The sequence below is a fragment of the Methanocrinis sp. genome, from assembly GCF_049974945.1.
Classification (GTDB): Archaea; Halobacteriota; Methanosarcinia; order Methanotrichales; family Methanotrichaceae; genus Methanocrinis.
Window position 1 is genome coordinate 1 of record NZ_JBNGCU010000141.1, and the last position, 3,438, is coordinate 3,438.

Below are 3,438 nucleotides of genomic sequence, written 5' to 3' on the forward strand. Positions count from 1 at the left end.
TCATCCCCGGCCCGAAGACCGGGGTTTTCTCTACCCCTGCACCCCGCCTCTATAAATGTTCATAATCTTCGATCGTTATCTTTAATAACGTGATATAATGAAACATGCTATCACGGTGAAGTGGGAGATTCGGAAACTTTCGAGATTTGGTGGAACCATGTTGGGGATTAACGATCCGTGGATCATCGGCGTCTATCTCCTCTCCGTTCTGAGTGCGCTACTTTGCGTTGCCTACGGCCTCGTCAACTGGAACAGGGGTGGAGAGAAGGAAGCCAATGAAATTCGTGAGGAAGTTTCGTGGGAGAAGGGCGAAGCTCAGATGGAAGAGAAGGAGCTGGGGCTGTGATCTGAATGGACATCATACTGCTCAACATAATTGTTTTGATCTACATCCTGGCGATCGGCTACCTGGGGTATCGGGGCTGGAGGGAGACCCGCAACTCCGCAGACTACATGGTGGCCGGAAGGAGGATCCACCCCTACGTCATGGCCATGAGCTACGGTGCGACCTTCATCAGCACCTCCGCCATCGTCGGCTTCGGCGGCACCGCCGGCCTCTTTGGGATGGGCCTATTATGGCTAACCTTCCTGAACATCTTAGTCGGGATATTCATCGCCTTCGTCGTCTTCGGCAAGAGGACGAGAAAGATGGGCCACAACCTCTCTGCCATGACCTTCCCGGAGCTATTGGCCCGGAGGTTTGAGAGCAGGTTCATCCAGTACTTCAGCGGCCTGGTGATCTTCTTCGGGATGCCGATGTACGCCTCTGTCGTCCTGATCGGGGCCGCGAGGTTCATCGAGACCGCCCTGGCCATAGACTTCAACCTGGCCCTGATGCTCTTCTCGGTCATCATCGCCGCCTACGTCGTCCTCGGCGGCCTGAAGGGGGTGATGTACACCGACGCCCTCCAGGCGACGATAATGTTCGTCGGAATGGCCTTCCTTCTGGTGATGACCTACAGCCAGCTGGGAGGGATCGTCCCTGCCCACCGGGCCCTCACAGACCTCGCCGATCTTGTCCCCGCAAACCTCGCCTCCATGGGCCATCTGGGCTGGACTGCGATGCCGGCCTTCGGCTCGGCCTGGTGGTGGACCCTGGTATCGACCCTCGTCCTCGGCGTCGGGATCGGCGTTCTGGCGATGCCCCAGCTCGTCGTTCGGTTCATGACGATCAAGTCGAGTCGGGAGCTGAACAGGGCGGTCCTCGTCGGCGGGGTCTTCATCCTCATGATGACGGGGGTCGCCTTCGTGGTGGGGGCGCTCTCGAACGTCTACTTCGTCCAGCATGACGGCGTCATAGCGATCGCGGCCGCCTCGGGCAACTCCGACAGCATAATACCGGTCTACATAAACGCGGCCATGCCCGAGTGGTTCGTCTACATCTTCATGCTCTCACTTCTGGCTGCCGGGATGTCTACACTGAGCTCCCAGTTCCACGCCCAGGGAACGTCCATCGGCCGGGACGTCTACGAGACCCTGGCCGGGATCAGGGGAGGGCGATCGATCCTGATAACCCGGATCGGCATCATCATTGCGGTGGTTGTGGCCGTGATCCTGGGGTACGTCCTTCCCGATAGCATCATCGCCCGGGGGACTGCGATCTTCTTCGGTCTCTGTGCCGCGGCATTCCTCCCCATGTACGGGTGCGCCCTCTTCTGGAAGAGGGCGACGAAGGCCGGAGCCATCGCGGGCCTGGTCGTCGGGACCTTCGTCAGCCTCTTTATGCTCGTCTTCGTCCACCAGAAGGAGGCGGCAGCTCTTGGGATATCGGAGATGGTCCTGGGCCGGGACGTCCTAATACCATCGATGCCCTGGCCCGTCGTCGATCCTATAGTGGTGGCTCTGCCCCTGGCCTTCGTGGCGACGGTGGCGGTGAGCCTGGCGACGAGGCCTCCGGCCGCCGAGCACGTGGAGAGGTGCTTTGAGGGGATCGGCTGATTTTAAGATTCCAAGAAGGGAAGCCTCTCTTTTTTCCGGTAGCCTGTTGCCTGAGCTGTCGCTATGATACGGCCGTCCTCGCCCAGGACCCGGATCTCGCAGGTGGAGGCCGTCTCGGACATATCGACCTCCGTCGCCACCGCCCGTAGTGTCTCGCCGGGCCAGGGCGGCAGAACGTAGACGAGGTTTACGTTCAGGGCCAGGGCGACGGTCCCATGAGAGTTGGCGGCGGCACCGAAGGCCTCGTCGACCAGGGAGAAGATGGCGCCGCCGTGGGCCGTCCCGAAGAGGTTATCCATATGGTCTGAAAACTCCATCTCAGTTTCGGCCCGGCCGAGGTCCAGGTTCACCAGCCTGATCCCCAGGGTCCGAGCGTAGGGCTCTCTCTCGACGCTCCTTCTGATCGCCTCGAAGGTCTCCTCCGTCGTCATCTCATCTTTGGCCATCATCAACTCCATCGACACACCCGGTCTTCAGGGGGCCAAAAGACTGCCCGTACTTCGCCTACTTGATCGCCCTTATGGTCAGAGGGTACCGGTAAGCTTCACCGTTGCTAGTCTTGACGGCCGCAATGATTGAGAGGATCACGTCCAGGATCAACAGGCCGAAGATGAGGAAGAAACCGAAGAGCATGGCGAAGGGCATGGCCATCGGATTCCAGAAGTCGAAGATCCTGTGGTGGGCGGAGGGCCAGAAGAAGGCGATCGACCCCACCGAGAGGAAGATCAGGACTCCCGCGATGACCCAGTAGAGGGTGACCGACAGCTGGAAGTTGAGGGCCTCTCTTCCTTGGTCGTCGACGAAGGGGTGCTCGTTTCTCTTGACCAGCCAGACCACCAGCGGCCCCAGGACGTTGCCCAGGGGGACTCCGAATAGCATCAAGAGAGAGCTCAAGTGGCAGATGGTCGCCCAGGTCCGGGCGTCCCGGTTCTCTTCGATCATGATAAAATCCTCCCTCGAGGTGAGGTCTCTGGAAATACTAAGACGTTGCGGCAAACTTTGTCGGCATCAGCTCTTTTTGACGCAGAGAAAGGTCGCTATAAACCCCGCCCGATACTCGGCCCTCTCGATCTCGAAGCCCGCCCTCTCCATCATCCCCTCCAATATCCAGCCCATGGTGGAGTGCTCGTCTCTGATGTGGACCAGGATATCCGTGGGCGTCCCCTCGCCTCCGATCTCCGCCATCCGGGAGAGGTAGCGGTCGAAGAACCCCTCGTAATCGGCGGCGTCGAAGGAGTAGACGACGTCCCTGATGAAGAGCCTGCCTCCATCTTTGAGCATCCCCGCGATCCTCAAAAGCGCCACCTGCTTCCAGAAGTCGGGGAGGTGGTGGAGGACGAACTGAGTTACGACGGCGTCGAGGGGCTCGCCCGAGTGCTGGTAGGTGAGAAAGCCGCCCTTTACAAACTCGATCCTCTCTATGTCCTCCCCCCGTCCCTGCTCCCGCAGCCTCTCTTTCGCCTTCTCGCGGGCGTACTCCAGCATGGGAAGGGAGACGTC

At 59.9% G+C, this 3,438-nt stretch carries 5 protein-coding genes; 2 read left to right on the forward strand and 3 right to left on the reverse strand.

The annotated features are described in order from the left end of the window. The first annotated feature begins 115 nt into the window (after positions 1-115). Together ACP5EL_RS09745 and ACP5EL_RS09750 are read left to right on the forward strand one after the other, a co-directional pair. The gene (locus ACP5EL_RS09745; protein WP_428402317.1) at positions 116-346 is read left to right on the forward strand and encodes a symporter small accessory protein; all 231 of its coding nucleotides are present in this window, start codon (positions 116-118) and stop codon (positions 344-346) included. Between the two features lie 5 nt (positions 347-351). Beyond that, positions 352-1,938, forward strand: coding sequence for a sodium:solute symporter family protein (locus tag ACP5EL_RS09750; RefSeq protein ID WP_428402318.1), 1,587 nt, complete (start codon positions 352-354; stop codon positions 1,936-1,938). 2 nt (positions 1,939-1,940) lie between these two features. On the opposite strand, the gene ACP5EL_RS09755 is transcribed toward ACP5EL_RS09750, so the two are convergent. The 3 genes from ACP5EL_RS09755 to ACP5EL_RS09765 all read right to left on the reverse strand — a co-directional run. Then, positions 1,941-2,396 (reverse strand): PaaI family thioesterase, encoded by a 456-nt coding sequence (locus ACP5EL_RS09755; RefSeq protein WP_428402321.1) that lies wholly within the window; start codon positions 2,394-2,396, stop codon positions 1,941-1,943. A 46-nt stretch (positions 2,397-2,442) separates the two neighbouring features. After that, positions 2,443-2,880: a DUF4870 domain-containing protein gene (locus tag ACP5EL_RS09760; RefSeq protein ID WP_428402319.1), complete on the reverse strand. Its 438-nt coding sequence runs from the start codon at positions 2,878-2,880 to the stop codon at positions 2,443-2,445. A gap of 66 nt (positions 2,881-2,946) precedes the next feature. Then, on the reverse strand, positions 2,947-3,438 hold a 492-nt coding region (locus tag ACP5EL_RS09765), incomplete at its 5' end, for a class I SAM-dependent methyltransferase (RefSeq protein ID WP_428402320.1).